The 16,367-nt window shown below is 77.0% G+C and carries 9 protein-coding genes; 4 read left to right on the forward strand and 5 right to left on the reverse strand.

Features of this window, described 5'->3' with window-relative positions:
• Positions 1-9: 9 nt before the first annotated feature.
• Complete coding sequence (locus QP090_RS21185; RefSeq protein ID WP_285940856.1) at positions 10-3,021, reverse strand: AAA family ATPase; 3,012 nt, start codon at positions 3,019-3,021, stop codon at positions 10-12.
• A 22-nt stretch (positions 3,022-3,043) separates the two neighbouring features.
• A complete protein-coding gene (locus QP090_RS21190) occupies positions 3,044-4,177 on the reverse strand; it encodes an exonuclease SbcCD subunit D (RefSeq protein WP_285940857.1) in 1,134 nt (377 codons plus the stop codon).
• Between the two features lie 164 nt (positions 4,178-4,341).
• On the opposite strand from QP090_RS21190, the gene QP090_RS21195 reads away from it, so the two are divergent.
• The 3 genes from QP090_RS21195 (at position 4,342) to QP090_RS21205 (ending at position 7,121) form a co-directional block, all read left to right on the forward strand.
• Complete coding sequence (locus tag QP090_RS21195) at positions 4,342-5,028, forward strand: RibD family protein (protein WP_285940858.1); 687 nt, start codon at positions 4,342-4,344, stop codon at positions 5,026-5,028.
• A complete protein-coding gene (locus QP090_RS21200; protein WP_285940859.1) occupies positions 5,021-5,533 on the forward strand; it encodes a cytidine/deoxycytidylate deaminase family protein in 513 nt (170 codons plus the stop codon). Before QP090_RS21195 ends, QP090_RS21200 begins: the two co-directional genes overlap by 8 nt.
• Positions 5,534-5,687: 154 nt before the next feature.
• Positions 5,688-7,121 (forward strand): aldehyde dehydrogenase, encoded by a 1,434-nt coding sequence (locus QP090_RS21205; RefSeq protein ID WP_285940860.1) that lies wholly within the window; start codon positions 5,688-5,690, stop codon positions 7,119-7,121.
• A 129-nt stretch (positions 7,122-7,250) separates the two neighbouring features.
• On the opposite strand, the gene QP090_RS21210 is transcribed toward QP090_RS21205, so the two are convergent.
• The 3 genes from QP090_RS21210 to QP090_RS21220 all read right to left on the reverse strand — a co-directional run bounded on the left by QP090_RS21210 (position 7,251) and on the right by QP090_RS21220 (position 12,695).
• A complete protein-coding gene (locus QP090_RS21210; protein WP_285940861.1) occupies positions 7,251-8,219 on the reverse strand; it encodes an AMP-binding protein in 969 nt (322 codons plus the stop codon).
• A 65-nt stretch (positions 8,220-8,284) separates the two neighbouring features.
• Positions 8,285-9,817: an AMP-binding protein gene (locus QP090_RS21215; RefSeq protein ID WP_285940862.1), complete on the reverse strand. Its 1,533-nt coding sequence runs from the start codon at positions 9,815-9,817 to the stop codon at positions 8,285-8,287.
• 130 nt (positions 9,818-9,947) lie between these two features.
• A complete protein-coding gene (locus tag QP090_RS21220; protein ID WP_285940863.1) occupies positions 9,948-12,695 on the reverse strand; it encodes a LuxR C-terminal-related transcriptional regulator in 2,748 nt (915 codons plus the stop codon).
• A gap of 278 nt (positions 12,696-12,973) precedes the next feature.
• On the opposite strand from QP090_RS21220, the gene QP090_RS21225 reads away from it, so the two are divergent.
• Positions 12,974-16,300: a hypothetical protein gene (locus tag QP090_RS21225; protein WP_285940864.1), complete on the forward strand. Its 3,327-nt coding sequence runs from the start codon at positions 12,974-12,976 to the stop codon at positions 16,298-16,300.
• Positions 16,301-16,367 lie beyond the last annotated feature (67 nt).

Here is a 16,367-nt window from a genome sequence, read left to right on the forward strand (position 1 = left end):
GGCCGCCGGTCAGACGGCGACCGTGGCGGTCGAGCCCGCGCGCTGCTTGGTGATCCGGAGCTGGGCCGGGATGCGGGCGCGCAGCTCGGCGACGTGGCTGACGATGCCGACGGCGCGACCGCCGTCGCGGAGGGCGTCCAGGACGTCCATGACCTCGTCGAGGGTCTCCTCGTCGAGGGTGCCGAAGCCCTCGTCCACGAACAGGGTGTTGATCTCGGTGCCGCCCGCCTCGGCGGTGACGACGTCGGCGAGGCCGAGGGCCAGGGCCAGCGAGGTGATGAACGACTCGCCGCCGGACAGCGTGACCGGGTCGCGGTCGAGGCCGGTCCAGGCGTCGGCGACGCGCAGGCCGAGTCCGCCGCCGCCCTTGCTGCGGTCGCCGGCGGCCTTGTCGGTGGTGTGGACGAGCGCGTAGCGCTTGGCCGACATCCGGTCGAGGCGGTCGTTGGCGGCGGCCACGACCTGCTCGAGCCGGGCGGCCAGCACGTAGGCCGACAGCGACATGTCGCGGCGGTTGCCGGTGGACTTGCCGGAGGCCAGGCCCGCCATCCGCTCGGCGACCTCGTGCCGTTCGGCGGCCGGACGCCACGCGGCCACGGCGGCGGCCAGGCGCGCGCGGTGGTCGGCGAGGCGGTCGCAGCGCTGCCGGGCGCGGTCGGCGGCCGAGGCGGCGGCGGTGTGCGCCGACTCGGCGGAGTCGAGCGCGGCCTGGAGGGACGGCAGGTCGGGGGCGGGTTCGGCGGCGGCGGCGCGCAGCGCCGGGTCGGCGAGGAGGTCGCGGATCGCGGCCTCCTCGTCGTCGAAGCGGCGGATCCGGTCGCGCAGGACGGCCTGGTCCTCGTCGGACAGCTCGGCCGCGAGCACCTCGTCGGGAGAGCGGAAGCCCTCGTCGCGGGCGGCCTTGGCCGCGCGGTCGCGGGCGCCCGCGAGCTCCTCGGCGGCGCGCTCGGCCAGCCGGAGCGCGTCGGCGGCGTCCGCGAGCGCGGCGGCCTCGCCGACGAGGCGGTCGACGCGGGCCTCCAGCGTCGGGTCGTCGCCGCGGGCCCGGTCGAGCTCGGCGCTGAGCCGGTCGCGCTCGGCGAGCAGCGGGCCGTCACCGGCGCGGAGCCCGGCGAGCTCCCGGACGAGCCGGTCGCGCCGGTCGCGGGTCTCGTCGAGCTCGCGCTGGGCGCGGTGGAGGGCGCCTTCCAGCTCCACCGCCTCGGCGGCCCTGGCGTCGACGGCGGCGAGGGCCTGCTTCGCCGCGGCGAGCTCGTCGCCGAGCGCGGCGGGCGTCAGGTCGCGGGCGATCTCCACCAGGGCGTCGCGCTCGGCACGGCGCCTCTCGACCTCGGACGCCGCGGTCTCGCGCGCGGCCTGGGCCCGCTCGTACGCGGCCTGGGCGCGTTCGACCCCCTCCTCGGTGGGGACGTCGGCGAGGGACGCGCCGGGCGCGGGATGCTCGCGGGACCCGCAGACGCGGCACGGCTCGCCGTCGGCCAGCTCGGCCGCGAGGACCGCGGCCATGCCGTCGAGCCGGGCCTGCCGCAAGTCCTGCACGCGGTCGCGGGCTCGCTGGGCCGCGTCGATGGCGGCGCTGCGCGCTTCATCGGCGGCGGCGAGCAGCCCTTCGACGCGGTCGCGGCGGCGGGCCGCGTCGAGGCGGTGGGCGATCTCGGTCACGGCGGCCTCGGCGCCCTGCCGTCCGGCGGACGCGAGCCTGGCCTCGTCAAGCGCGGCGCGGTGGGCCTCGACCCGGGCGGGCAGCTCGGCGACGGCGGCGGTGAGCCGCGCCTCCTCGGGGGCGGCCCGCTCGACGCGGCGGGCGTTGACCGCGCGGTCGGCGTCGATCTGCCGGAGCCGGGCGACGTCGCCGCGCCTGGCGTCGAGGGCGGCGGCCTCCTCGCGGCGGGCGCTCTCGGACTTGGCCAGGACGTCCCACGCGGCGTTCGGCGTGACCAGGGCGTTGACCTGCGCGCGGGCGTAGTCGGCGCGGCGGCGCGTCTCGGCGGCCCGGCCCGCCCGCTCGGCCGCGTGGCGGACCGGCGAGGCGGCCCGGTCGGCGCGGGCCGCGGTGTCGAGCCGGGACGTGAGGTCGGACCGCTCTTCGGCGTGCTCGCGGAGCATGGCCCGGCGCGCGAGCGCCCCGGCGTGCCTGCGCTGCCGTTCGGCGAGGTCGGCGCCGCGCTGGGCGGCGGACCGGGCGGCGGTCAACGTGGCGGCGACCTCGGCCCGCAGGTCCTCGACGATGGCGCGGACGGCGTCGTGCCCGGCCGCGAGCTCGGTCGCCCAGGCGGGGAGCGTCTCGACCGGTTCGAGGAGCGGCTCGCCCTGCCGCGGCTCGGGGACGAGGCGCCGACCGTGCGGCGGGCGGGCGCCGGTGGTCTCGGCGATCGCCTCGGCGATGGACGCCGCGGCCCCGCTCAGCTCGGCGGCCTCGCGGCGGGTGGCGGCGCGGCGGTCGGCGAGCCACTTCTCGACCTGGGTGAAGACCTCGGTGGCGAACAGCCGCTCCAGCACCTTGCGCCGCTCGTCGGCGCCGGCCCGCAGGAACCCGGCGAACTCGCCCTGCGGCAGCAGCGCGACCTGGCAGAACTGGGTGGGGTTCATGCCGAGCAGCCGGGAGATCAGGTCGCCCGCCTCGTCCAGCCGGGTGGACAGCCCGACCCAGCCGCCCGGCTCGCGCTCCTCGAGGACGACCCTGGCCTTCTCGGTGGTGACGCCGGACCCGCGCAGCTTGGGCCGGTCCCAGGCGGGCGAGCGGGACACCCGCAGGCGGCGGCCCCGGATGGTGGTCTCCAGCACCACGCGCGGGCCGAGCCCGTCCGGCGCGTGGTCGCTGCGCAGCCCCTTGACCGCGTTGCGGGCGCCGGGGACCTGGCCGTAGAGCGCGAAGCACACGGCGTCGAGCACGCTGGTCTTGCCCGCGCCGGTGCGGCCCTGGATGAGGAACAGCCCGGCGTCGGAGAGCGCGTCGAAGTCGATCTCCTCGGTGCCGGAGAACGGGCCGAACGCGGTGATCTCCAGGCGGTGCAGCCTCACGCGGCGCCCTCCGTCAGGTCGCTCACGCCATGGCCTCCTTGTGCCGGCAGCTCTGGAACGCCTCGCGCAGCAGGTCGCGCTCGGCCGGGGACGCCGGGCCGCCGGTCACCTCGGCGACGAAGTCGCCGGCGATGTCGATCTCGGGCCGTCCGGTGACCCGCTCGGACCAGGTGCGGGCGCTCGCGGCCCGCTCGTTCTCGGGCCGGAAGCCGAGCACCAGGGCGTGCGGGAAGCGGCGGCGGAGCCGTTCCATCGCCGCGGCCGGACGGTCCGGATCGGTGAGCGTGATCTGCAACCAGTGGTCTTCGTGGCGGTCGTGCTCGGCGCTCGTGAGCAGGTCGTCCAGCCGCCCCGCGACGCGGGCCAGGCGGCGCGGCACCGGCGCCTCGACGAACTCGGCGCCGATCCCGCCCTCGCGCAGGTCGATCAGCCACGACCCCTTGGTGTGGTGCTCCTCGGAGAAGGAGTAGGCGATCGGCGAGCCGGAGTAGCGGATCCGCTCGGTCATCCGCTGCCGCCCGTGCAGGTGCCCGAGGGCCGCGTAGTCGATCCCGTCGAACACCCCGGCCGGGACGTTCGAGGCGCCGCCGACGGAGATGTCGCGCTCGCTGTCGCTGGCCTCTCCCCCGGTGACGAACGCGTGGGCCAGCACCACCGACCGGGTGCCCGGGCCGCGCTCGGCGGCGTCGGCGCGGACGCGGCGCATCGCCTCGGTCAGGACGGCCGCGTGGCTGCGCTCGGGCAGCTCCCAGTCGTGCCGGACCAGCTCGGGCTCCAGGTAGGGGACGCCGTAGATCGCGGCGTCGCCGACCAGGACCGGCTCGCCCACCCGCGCCAGGTCGGTGCGCAGGTGCACGCCCGCCTCGTCCATCAGCGCCGACCCGAATCCGAGCCGGTGCGCCGAGTCGTGGTTGCCCGCGATCAGCACCACCCGGGTGTGCGCGGCGAGGCGCTCGAGCGCGGCGTTGCAGAGCCGGACGGCGTCGACGGCGGGCAGCGCCCGGTCGTAGACGTCGCCGGAGATCAGCACGCAGTCGACCCGCTCGGCTTGGACGGTCTCGACCAGGTGGTCGACGAAGCCGGCCTGGGCCGACAGGAGGTCCTCGCGGTGGAAGGAGCGGCCGAGATGCCAGTCGGAGGTGTGCAGGATTCGCATGACGGAAGCCACCCTAGGGACCCCCTCCGACACATCCGGCGCAGAAACGCCGAGTCGCCACAAAGGATCTCTCGAACCCGCCGCGGACGCCCGCCGGAGCCGGTCCGCGGCCCGGTGCCCGGACGGGCGGGACGGCGCCGTGCCGATGCCCCTAAAGTGGCGGCGTGAGCGAGCGTCCCTATGTGCTGCTGAGCTGCGCGATGTCGGTGGACGGCTACATCGACGACGCGACCCCCGAGCGGCTGCGGCTGTCCAGTCCCGCCGACTTCGACCGAGTGGACGGGGTGCGCGCGGCGTGCGACGCGATCCTCGTCGGGGCGGGCACCGTGCGCGCCGACGACCCGAGGCTGCTGCTGCGCTCGCCGGCTCGGCGCGAGCGGCGGATCGCGCGCGGGCAGCCCGGCGACCCGGCGAAGGTGACGCTGACCTGGAGCGGCGACCTCGATCCCGAGGCGAGGTTCTTCACCACGGGCGAGGCGCGCAAGCTCGTCTACACCCTCCCCGGCACCGCGGCGGGGCTGGCGGCCCGGCTAGGCGACCGGGCCGAGGTGGTCGACGCGGGCGACCCGGTGAGCCTGCCCGCCGTGCTCGCCGACCTGTCCGCGCGGAGCGTCCGGCGGCTGATGGTCGAGGGCGGCGGCGGCATGCACACCCGGTTCCTGACCGCCGGCCTGGTCGACGAGCTGCACCTGGTCGTGGCGCCGTTCTTCATCGGCGACCCGTCGGCGCCGCGCTTCGTCGGCCCGGGGGTGTTCCCGCAGAGCCCGGAGCGGCCGATGCGGCTGGACGAGGCGACCCGGATCGGCGACCTGGTGCTGCTGCGCTACCTGGCCGGCGGCGCGCGTGGATGACCTGGGCTGGCTGGACCTGGCGTGCGACCTCGCGCGGCTGTGCCCGCCGTCGGAGACGGCGTTCTCGGTCGGCGCGGTGATCGTCGGCCCGGACGGCCGCGAGATCGCGCGCGGGTTCTCCCGGGAGCGCGACCCACGCGACCACGCCGAGGAGTCCGCCCTGGCCAAGGCGCCCGAGCGGGTGCCCGGCGCCACCGTCTACAGCTCGCTCGAGCCGTGCGACCGGCGCGGGTCGCGCCCGCGCGGCTGCGCCGAGCTGGTCATCGCGGCGGGCGCGGCGCGGGTGGTGTTCGCCTGGCGCGAGCCGTCGCTGTTCGTCGAGGGGACGGGCGCCGAACGGCTGCTGGCGGCGGGCCTCGAGGTCGTCGAGCTGCCCGTGCTGGCGCGGCGGGCCCGCGAGCCCAACGCCCACCTGGTCGACCGTCCAGACAGTCCGGACCGTCCGGACCGCCCGGACCTGCTTGATCACCCGGATCGTCCGGACCGTCTGGGGCCGGGCGGCTAGCCGGAGCGGGGCGGTGCGGGCGGCGGGCCGTTGAGACTCACGTCTCATCACCCTTGCCAATTCCGGGGGGCGCCATGGGATGCTGACAGCCAAGCAAGCATTCGGTCAAAATCATCCCGCGACGTCGGGACCCTCGGGCAGGAGGCACAGCAGCATGCGCGAGCACGATCGGCTGTTCATCGGCGGCGAGTGGGCCGCACCGGCCGGCACCGGCACCATCGAGGTCGTCTCCCCGCACACCGAGGAGGTCATCGGCCGGGTGCCCGAGGGCACCGAGGCCGACATCGACGCGGCCGTGGCGGCGGCCCGGCGGGCCTTCGACCACGGCCCCTGGCCCCGGATGACCCCCGCCGAGCGCGCGGAGGTCCTCGGCCGGCTGTCGGCGATCTACGCCGAGCGGCAGCAGGAGATGGCCGACCTGGTCACCGCCGAGATGGGGTCGCCGATCCTGTTCTCGGTGTTCGGGCAGGCCGCGATCCCGCAGATGGTTCTCCAGTACTACGTCGACCTCGCCGCCTCGCACACCTGGGAGGAGGAGCGCCAGGGCATGCTCGGGCCGGTCACGGTGACCCAGGAGCCGGTCGGGGTCGTCGCGGCGATCGTGCCGTGGAACGTCCCCCAGTTCACCCTGATGCTCAAGCTGGCGCCGGCGCTGATCGCCGGCTGCACGGTGGTGGCCAAGCCGTCCCCCGAGACGCCGCTGGACACCTACCTGCTGGCCGAGTGGATCAGGGAGGCGGGCGTCCCGGACGGCGTGGTCAACTTCGTCGCCGCCGGCCGCGAGGTCGGCGCGCACCTGGTCGCCCACCCCGGCGTCGACAAGGTGTCCTTCACCGGGTCCACCGCCGCCGGCCGCAAGATCGGCGCGGTCTGCGGCGAGCAGCTCAAGCGGGTCACGCTGGAGCTCGGCGGCAAGTCCGCGGCGATCATCCTGGAGGACGCCGACCTCGCCGCCACGATGGAGGGCTTCAAGCTGGCCTCGCTGATGAACAACGGCGAGGCGTGCGCGGCGCAGACCCGCATCCTGGCGCCGCGCAGCCGCTACGACGAGGTCGCCGATGCGCTGGCCGCCATGGTCGGGGGGCTCGGCGTGGGCGACCCGGCCGACTACGGCACCGAGATCGGCCCGCTGGTCAGCGCCCGGCAGCGGGAGCGGGTGGAGGGCTACATCCGGATCGGCCAGGACGAGGGCGCCAAGGTCATCACCGGCGGGCTGGACCGCCCGCACGACCGCGGCTGGTACGTGGCGCCGACGGTGTTCGGCAACGTCGGCAACGACATGCGGATCGCCCGCGAGGAGATCTTCGGGCCGGTGCTGGCGCTGATCCCCTACGAGGACGAGGCGGACGCCGTCCGGATCGCCAACGACAGCGACTACGGGCTCGGCGGCTCGGTGTGGACCGGCGACGTCGAGCACGGCGTTCAGGTCGCCCGGCAGATCCGCACCGGAAGCTGCGGCGTCAACCTGTACAGCCTCGATCCCAACACCCCGTTCGGCGGCTACAAGGACAGCGGCCTCGGGCGCGAGCTCGGTCCCGAGGGCCTGGCCGCCTACCTGGAGCACAAGTCCATCCCCCGTCCCGCCTGACCCGTCCCGGACGGCGCGGGGTTCGCACCCGACCGTCGCCAGCGTCCCGGCGCTGCCCGCGGAGGTCGGCGTGTGACCGCCACCGCGTCCACCCCGCCCCGGGCCGGGCCGGGCCGGGCCGGGCGGGGGTCAGCCGAGGGCCGAGACCGTCCAGCCGTGCCTGACCCGGCACGCCTGGACGACCTCCGGTGACGGCGTCCCGGTCACCAGCAGCCGCACGCCCGGCACCGCCACCGAACCGTGGTCGAAGGTCAGCGCGCGGAGCTTGGCGGGCGTGACGACCGCCGCCGTCGCGCGGTGCCGCCTGATCGCGTCGAGCAGAGCCGCGGCGTCCTGGCCGGGCACCCCGGCGAAGGTGGCGCCCTGGGTGAGGCACAGGTCCACGAGCCCGATCCACGTCGGCGCCGCGCAGTCCAGGCCGCAGCAGACCAGCACGTCGCCCTCGGCGATGCCGACCGTCCCGCCGAGGTGGTAGAGGTCGGCGAGCCGGTCGGCGTGGGTGATCTCCTCGACCGGGCCGCTCAGCCGCAGCGCCAGGTCGCGCAGCGGGTCGGGGGACGGCATCGGGAACGTCCCGGCGGGCCCGGCGGACGCGCCCGCCTGCACCAGCCGGCCGAACGGCGTCGCGGCCGGGACGTCGCCGAACGAGAAGACCTGCCGGACGTAGGACCGCTCGGTCGCGGCGAGCGACGCGGCGGCCGGCCCGGACACCCCGTCCGGGCCGGTCTCCCCCGCGGTGAGCAGGAACCGCGCGCCCGACTCGGTCATCATCACGGCCAGGTCGTCGACCGCGCCGTCCGGCGGCAGCGGCATCGGCACCGCGCCCGCCGCGGTGAGCGCGTGCACGGCGAGCGCCAGGTCGCCCGCCCCGGTCAGGTGGACGGCGGCCACGTCGCCCGCGCGCACGCCGAGTCGGCGCAGCCCGGACGCGGCGGCCGGGACCGTCGCGGCGAACCGGGCGAAGCCCAGCTCGCGGCCGGGATCGATCAGCGCCGGGCGGTCCCCCCGGCGCAGCGCGTGGCCCCGGGCCGCCGCGAGGACGACCTCGGTCACCGATATGTCGGAAACGGCCAGCGGGCCGGAGTCTCCGTCGATCATGCGCCGACGGTACGCCGCGCGCACGGAGCGCCACATCCGCAGAAGTATGTAGAGCCATGTGTAGCTCACGGCACGAGGTCGGCCCGCTCCAGCAGGGCCCGGCGCCGGACCCGCCCGGCGGGCGAGCGCGGGATGAGATCCACCACGTGCACGGCGAGGACCTGCCGGTACGGCGGCACGTGCGCGTTGACGTAGGTGAGGAGCTCGTCCGGCCCGGCCCGCCCGCCGAGCACCACGAAGGCGTGCGGGGCGAGCCCGAGGCTCAGGTCGGGGGCCGGCGCGACCGCGACGTCCGCGACCGCCGGATGCCCGGTCAGCACCGTCTCGGGCTCGGCGGGCGGCTCGGGGCTGCGCCCGTCCAGCCGGCCGAGGACGTAGACCCGGCCGTGCTCGTCGGCGAAGGCGGCGTCGCCGGTCGGCAGCCAGCGGGCCGGGACGGCCCCGGCGCCGGCGGCCGGGAGCCGGACGCACAACTCGCCCGGCTGGTAGGCGGGCTGGGCGGTGCCCGTGCGCGCGGACACCACCCGCCCGCGCACGCCGGGCAGCTCCCGTCCGACCGAGTCGAGGGTGCCCTCCTCGGCGGCCCGCAGGTTCAGGTGGGTGAGCCCGGCGGCCTCGGCCAGCCCGTACGCCTGCCGGACCGGGCAGCCGAGGCGCGCCGCGCACGCGCGCGCGGCCTCGACGTCGAGCGGCCCGCCCGCCGACACGATCGCGCGCAGCGACCGCAGGTGGTAGCGGGGCACCGCGCGGTCGTAGGCGAGGGCCTCCACCAGCCGCGGCGGCAGCACGGCCACGGTCACCCGGTGGTCCTGGAGGGCGCGCAGCAGGTCGTGCCGGCCCGCCCCGGCGAGGGCGACGACGGTCGCGCCGAGCCGCAGCGCGGGGTTCAGCGCCCCGTTCAGGCCGAGCGCGTCGGAGAACGGCAGCGCGGACAGCACCACGTCGCCGCTGCCGAGCATGCCCCCCTCGACGACCCGGACGAGCCCGGCGACCACCTCGGCGTGGGTGAGCCGGACCGGGCGGGACGGGCCGGTCAGGCCGCGGGTGCTGGTGAGCAGCGCCGTGTCGCGCGCGGGGTCGAGCGGCACGTCGGGCGCGGCGCCGCCGTCCAGCAGCGCGGAGAACGGCGTCACGTCGGGTTCGGCGCCGAAGCAGTAGACCCGGCCGACGCCCGCGGCCGTGGCCGCCTGCGCGGCGGTGTCGAGCAGCACCGGCCAGGTGATCAGGACGCGGGCGCCGGTGGACTCCAGCAGCCGCGCCAGCTCGGCGGCGGGCACGGTGGCCCGTACCGGGAACGGCACCGCCCCGGCCGCGATGACCGCGTGCAGGGCGATGGCGAACTCGGGGCTGTCGGGCAGGTGCAGCGCGACGACCGTGCCCGGCCGCACCCCCTCCCGAGCGAGCCCGGCGGCAGCGGCCCCGACCGCCGCCGCCAGGTCCGCGTACGTCAGGGCGCGCCCGGTCGTCGCGTCCAGCACCGCCGCCCTGCCGTCGCGCCCGTCGCCCGCGCCCGCGGTCACGTCCTGGGCCCCGAAGACCGCTCGGGACACGGTGACCGCCGGGATCACGGCCGCCGCGTCCACACCGATGGAGATCATGCTCCGACGGTAGGACGACCGGGCCGTGCCGCACATGCGCCGTACTGCGCAACCGGGGTCGTATCCGGCGGACGACCGATGCGTCCGCCGGGGCCTCGGCATGTGTACACACCCCGGCTCGGCAACGGTCTCAGCCCGCGTCCGGGGACTCGGCGGACAGGTTGTCGACCGCCCAGACGGCGACCTGGGCCCGCGAGCCGAAGCCGAGCTTGGTGAGGATGTTGGTCACGTGCCGGGCCACGGTAGCCGGGCTGATGACCAGCTCGCCGGCGATCCCCCGGTTACTGAGGCCGCGGGCGATCAGCCGGGCGATCTCGCGCTCCCGCGCGGTCAGCGTCGTCGGCGGCGTGACGGGCGTGACCGCCCGCGCCGCGCCGCGCCGCTCCGCCCGGCCCGGTGCGGCGTCCGCCCCGTGCGCCCGGCCGGGTTCGCCGTCCCGTCGCGGTTCGGGGACCGGCCCGGGGCCCGGCGCGGCGGGGTCGTGCTCCGCGCGCTCCCCGGCCGTGCGGCCGAAGGCCCTGCCCGGACGCTCGCGCCCGGGGCGGCCCGACGTGCCCGTCCCGCCGGCCTCGCGGGGCGCCGGGACGGATCCGGGCCCGGGCACGCGCAGCGCGTACGCCGCCGCGTCGTCGGGCGGCAGCGCCCTGCCCTCGCCCCAGAGCTGCGCGACGAGGGGCCGGCCGAGCCTCCTGCGGATCGGTTCCAGGGTGCGTTCGAGGCGGGCGCCGGTGCCCGGCTGCCTGCCACCGGCCTCGCGGAGCGCGGACGCGGCGCCGGCCAGCAGCACCGCGCCGTGCGGATCGCCCTCCCGCGCGACCAGCTCGGCGAACACCTCCAGCGCGCGCGCCACATCGAGCCGGACGCCGGTGGAGCGGCTCAGCCCGAGGCTCCGCGACAGCGCCTCGCGGGCCGCGCCCGGGTCGCCCTGCTCGAGCGCGACCCGCCCGACGCCGGCCAGCGCCCGCGCCATCTCCGGCCGCGCCTCGATCTCGGCGAGGATCGGCAGCGCCTCGGCGTAGTGGCCGCGCGCGGCGGCCGGGTCGCCGCGCAGCTCGGCCAGCCGGCCGAGGCCGATCAGCGCGTGCGAGGCGCCCCAGAGCTGGCCGATCTCCCGCATGATCAGCAGGCCGGACTCCAGCCGCTCGCGCGCCTCCCGCAGCCGGTTGAGGCGGATCAGCAGGTAGCCGCGCGCGGTCAGCGCGTAGGCGCGGTTCCACTCCTGGCCGGGGTCCGCCGCGATCGCGTCGGCCTCGTCGAGCCGGACGGCGGCCTCGGCGAACCGTCCGGCGCGGGTGTGCGACTCGGCCACGGTGATCAGCGCGGTCGCGGCCATGAAGTCGTCGCCGGCCTTGCGGCACGGGTCGAGCGCCCGCTCGGCGAACTCGCCCGCCCGCGCGAAGTCGCGCCCGCCGACGGCGAGCTGGGCGCGGCCGGCGAGCGCGGGCCCGAGCACGTACGCGGGCAGACCCATGCCGAGGGTGAGGAACCGGTCGGTCCACTCCTCCCATTCGGCGACCCGGCCGCGCACGATCCAGAAGGTGCGCAGCGCCGTGCAGATCCGCAGGCCCTCTTCGATCTCGCCGCGGTCCAGCGACCAGGCGAGCGCGGCGCGGACGTTGCCGAGCTCGGCGTCGTAGCGGTGGAACAGCTCGACCCGTTCGGCCCAGGACGCCGGGCTCTCGACGACGGCGATCTCGCCGTGCCGCTCGGCCGCCTCCAGCACCGCGTCGCGGTGCCCGCGGCGGAACTCCTCGGCCTCGCCCGCCGCGCCCAGCCGTTCGGCGGCGTACTGCCGGATGCTGTCGAGCTGCCGGAACCGCACCTCGCCGGCGACCTCCCCGCCGACCACCACCAGCGACTTGTCGACCAGCGCGGTGAGCAGGTCGAGCACGGCGTCGGCGGCGAGCCCGCCCAGCACGGCCCGCGTCCCGCCGCCGGGCGCGTCGCCGGGCCCGCCGGGCCCGCGGGGGCGGTCGAGGGCGTCGAGCGGCTCGCCGTCCGGGCCGCTGTCGGAGCAGACGTGCTCGGCCTGCTCCAGCGTCCAGCCGGCGAAGACCGACAGGCGCCGCAGGAGCGTGCGCTCGTCGTCGTCCAGAAGGTCGTGGCTCCAGTCGATCGCCGCGCGCAGCGTGCGCTGCCGGAGCGGCGCGTTGCGGTCGCCCGCGTTGAGCAGCCGGAACCGGTCGGTCAGCCGGCGCGCGATCTGCTCGACCGACATCACCCGGATCCGCGCGGCGGCCAGTTCCAGCGCCAGCGGCACCCCGTCGAGGGCCCGGCTGACCTCGGCGACGGCGGTGCCCGCACCGGCGGCGGCGAAGCCGGGACGCACCGCGGCGGCCCGCTCGACGAACAGCCGCTCGGCCTCGTGCGGCTCCAGCGGCGGCACCCGCCAGACGTTCTCGCCCGCCGTCCGCAGCGGCTCGCGGCTGGTGGCCAGCACCCGCAGCCGCGGGCAGCGGGCCAGCAGCGCGCCGGTCAGCTCGGCGCAGTCGGCGACCAGGTGCTCGCAATTATCCAGGACGAGCAGCGCGGCCCGGGACCGCAGCGCCTCGGCGAGGGCCGCGGCGAGCCCGCCGGGGACGGCCTCCTCGGCGACGCCGAGGACGGCGGCGACCCGCCGCGCGACCGGCTCGGGCGGACCGTCCCGCGGGGTGTCGGCCAGCTCGACGAACCAGACGCCCTCCGGGTAGACGCCGAGCAGCGAGTGCGCGACGTGCCGGGCCAGCCTGGTCTTGCCGATCCCGCCCGCGCCGCAGAGCGTCACGGCCCGCATCGATTCGAGCAGGCGGCGGATGTCGGCCGTGTCGCGTTCCCGGCCGACGAAGGCGTTGGGTTCGACGGGGAGATTGGTCTTCGCGGGAGAGTTCAGCGATGTCATGCGCCCAGCAGTGTCCGAGTCCGACGGCCGGCCCGTGCATACCGTGTGGTCGCTGTGAGTGTGTCATCGCTGTGCGTGGCCCGTCATACGTTTCCCCGGGGTTGTACATGTTCCTCAACCCCGGGATGAGAATCCTCCTCCGCTCGGCGGGCGGCGAGTCCCCGGCTCGGGCCCCGGCTCGGCGCGGCCGAGCGAGAAGGCCGTCGAGCTGGTGTGCGCCGCGGCGCGCCAGATAATCCGGATGAACCAGGATGAATGATCGGGAAGGATGGCTCGCCATGCGCGTCGACGAGCTACTGACCGAGATCGAGCCCCTGCCGTACCACGCACGCTGCCGGAGGCTGGCGGAGCTGCGGGGGTCGGCCGGCGATCCGGCGCTGGCGGAGCTGCTGGACGGGCTGGCCGCGGGCGGCCACTACGAGCGATCGCTCGCGCTGTTCATCGCGGCGGCGGTGCGGGACGCGGCGTCGCTGGCCCACGTGGCTCGGGCGATCCGCGACCCGGACGCGCGACTGGCCGCGCAGGCGATCACGCTGGGCGTCCGGCTCGGGCTCGGCGTGGAGATGTTCGGCGCGCTGCTGGACGACGCCCCCGCGGCGGTGCGCGCCACGGCGTACAAGGCGGTCCGGCGGTTCCGGCGCGCGGATCTGGCCGAGGCGCTCATCGACGCGGTGGCCGCGCGGTGGGGCGACACCGAGGCGGCGGCGCTGCTGCCCGCCTGCGGGGAGGACGGCGCGCGGTCCCGGCTGGACGGGCTCGCGCACGCGGTGCCCAACTGGAAGGCGATCGGCCGCGCGCATCCCGGCCTGCTGCTCGACTACGTCGAGCGGCGGCTCGCGGAGATGTCCGAGTCGCTCGTCCAGAGCTGGTGGTGGTCGCGCGCGCCGGGCGTCGCGGCGGCCGTGCGGCATGATCCGGGACGGGTCGTCGGCCTGCTGGAGCGGCACGCGGGCACCGGGCACCTCCCCGCCGCGCTGGTGCCCAAGGTGGGAGTGCTGATGGACGCCGAGCCGGAGCGGATGCTGCGGCTCCTGCTGGCTCCCGGCCACCGGGGCACACTGGGCGGGCTGCTGGCGCGCCGGGGGATACGGGACCGGATCGTCCGGCTCGGCGACGACGACGCGGCGGCGGTGGCGCGCGCCGTCCAGGACGAGGACCACATCCTCCTCCGGCTGCTGGCGACGTTCCCGCCGAGCCGCCGGGAACAGGTCTTCGACGCGGCGATGGCCGGACGCGACCTGGCGACCGAGCAGCTCGACGAGGACCTCCTGGACGTCCTGCCGTACGCCGCGCGCGTGCGTGAGGCGCGCCGGATGCTGGCGCTGCGTGAGGTCGCCGAGACCCCCTGGCTGTCCTGGGAGGCGACGGCGTTCCTGCCGTACGACGAGGCCCTGCCCGTGCTGGGCGCGGTGGCCCGCAGGCCGGACGCCACCGAGCGCGCGACCGGCTACCGGCTGCTGATCGGGTGCGCGGGGCGCAGCCGCGACCCGGAGGTCCTCACCCGGATGCTGGAGTCGCTGGGCCGGCTCCGCAACGACCAGGACCCGGTGCGCGTCCAGGCGTTCAGGGCGCTGGCGGCCGTCCCGGAGAGCCTGCTGCGGCCGGAGCACGCGGCGGCCGTCGGCCAGTTCGCCGACGACGCGCTGAACGCCCGCGACTGCTCGTATCTCACCCGGCACACGCTGGGGCGGATCGCGGCGATGTTCTGCCGGCAGGGCGCGATGCGCGACGACGCCGACCTGGTGGTGTTCGCGCTGGAGCTGTACGAGAAGCTCGTCGGGCACACGGGCTCGGCCGGGCTCGGCGACCTCGGCCGGACGCTGCGGCGCGGGCAGGAGCACCGGCTGGTGCGGGCCTTGGCACCGCACCTGGCGTCGGGGGCGGCCCGCGACGACCACCGGCTGGTGTTCACGGTCGTCGAATCGCTCGGCCGCCGCCGCGCCGCTCGCGTGCCCGAGCTCCAGGACGCCCTGGAGGCCGCCCTGGACGCCCGCGACGACGGCGTGCTCAAGAGGGCGATCGGGCTCTGGCTCGCTCCCCCCGGCACGCGCGGTGAGCGGGTGGCGCGGGTGGTGGAGCGGGACCCGTCGGCGGTCGCCGTCCCGGCGGTGTTCGCGGCGATCGCCCGCGAGCGCACCGACCTGCTGCACCTGGTGCTGTCGGGGCGCACTCCGTCCGGACGGTTCCAGCGCTCGGACGTCACGTACGTGCCGATCGCCGACCCGTCCTGGACGCTCCGCTGGACGGGGCGGCAGTGCGCGGAGTACCTCGCGCTGCTCGACCGGCTCGCCGGGAGCACCGGTGCCGCGCAGGACCAGCGCGGACGGGCCGTCCGCGCCGTCGGGACGGTACCGGGGGCGGGCGGCGCGCGGCTCCGCCCCTACCTGGACTCCGGCGACGCCTACCTGCGCCGCGTCGCGCTCACCGCCATGTCGTGGGTCGCCTCCCCGCAGGAGGTCCTGCCCGACCTGCTGGCGTACGCGTCGTCCGACGACGCGCACGTCGCGGTGTACGCGGCGACGCGGGCCGCCCGGTTCGTCCCGCCGTCCGCGCTGGGCGCGGCGCTCGCGCCGCTGCTCACCACCGGGAAGATCACCGCGCGCAAGGAGGCGCTGCGGATGCTCGTGCGGCACCGCGTCCCCGGCGCGATGGACCTGGTCGCGGGAGCCTGGGACGCGGCGGGCCAGCATCCGGACGTGCGCGCGGCGATCGTCTCGACCATGCGCGACCGGCTCGCCGACCCGGCCGCCGAGCGGATCCTCACCGAGGCCGCCGACGGGCCGCGCGACCTGGCCCGGCAGGTGATCGGCGTGCCCCCGCTCCAGGTGGAGGAGCGGTTCCGGGCCCGCTACGCCGCGCTGGTGCTGCGCGTCGCGCGCTCGTCCGACGCCGAGGCCCGCGCCGCCGCGCTGCCGGTGCTTCCGGCGTGGGCGCCCTGGGCACCGGAGGTCCCCGCGGTGCTGGCCGGGATCGTCACCGACCTCGACAGCACGTCCGCCTGGCGGTCCGCGCTCAGTTCCCTCGTCTATTGCGTCACCGCGGGGGACATCGGCGCCGCCGAGCTGCGCGCCGCGGCGGACTCGCTGAGTGCCGCGCCGGCTGTGCCCGACGCGGGCGCCGAACGCGACCTCCCCGCTCTCCAGCGGCTGGCCGCGCTGGTCGGGGCCGTACGGGCCGCGTCCAGCACCGGCCGGGACAGGGCCGAGCGCGCCGTCCGCGCCCTGGACGGGCACCTGCCCGAGCCGCTGGCGGCCGAGCTGATCGCGGCGACACTGCGCTGGGACGCGCCGGACGCCGCGCGGGCCGTGGACGCCCTCGCCGACCGGACGACCGGCGTCCTGGCGGCCCAGCACGTCGCGGCGGCCCTCGCGGCGGATCCGTTCGGACGGGAGGGGAGCACGCCGGAGGAGATCCTCCCGCACGCCGTCCGGCTCGCGGATCGTGGCGACGCCGCCGGGGGCCTGTTCGCGTGCGCCCTCGCCGAACGGCACGGCTCGCGCGTGGGCTGGCCGGACGGGTGGCGGGCACTGCTGCGCGCCCTCCGCGCGCACGAGTGCGCCGACGTCGCGTTCGCCGCGCGCGCCGTGCGCACCGCCGACGAGTGACCGGATTTCCGGGGGGCCAACCATTTCGCCCCGTATGGCGTCACAATGGCGCAGGATCGGACCGGGG

It is taken from the genome of Actinomadura xylanilytica (genome assembly GCF_030283145.1).
In the GTDB taxonomy this organism is placed as follows: domain Bacteria; phylum Actinomycetota; class Actinomycetes; order Streptosporangiales; family Streptosporangiaceae; genus Spirillospora; species Spirillospora xylanilytica.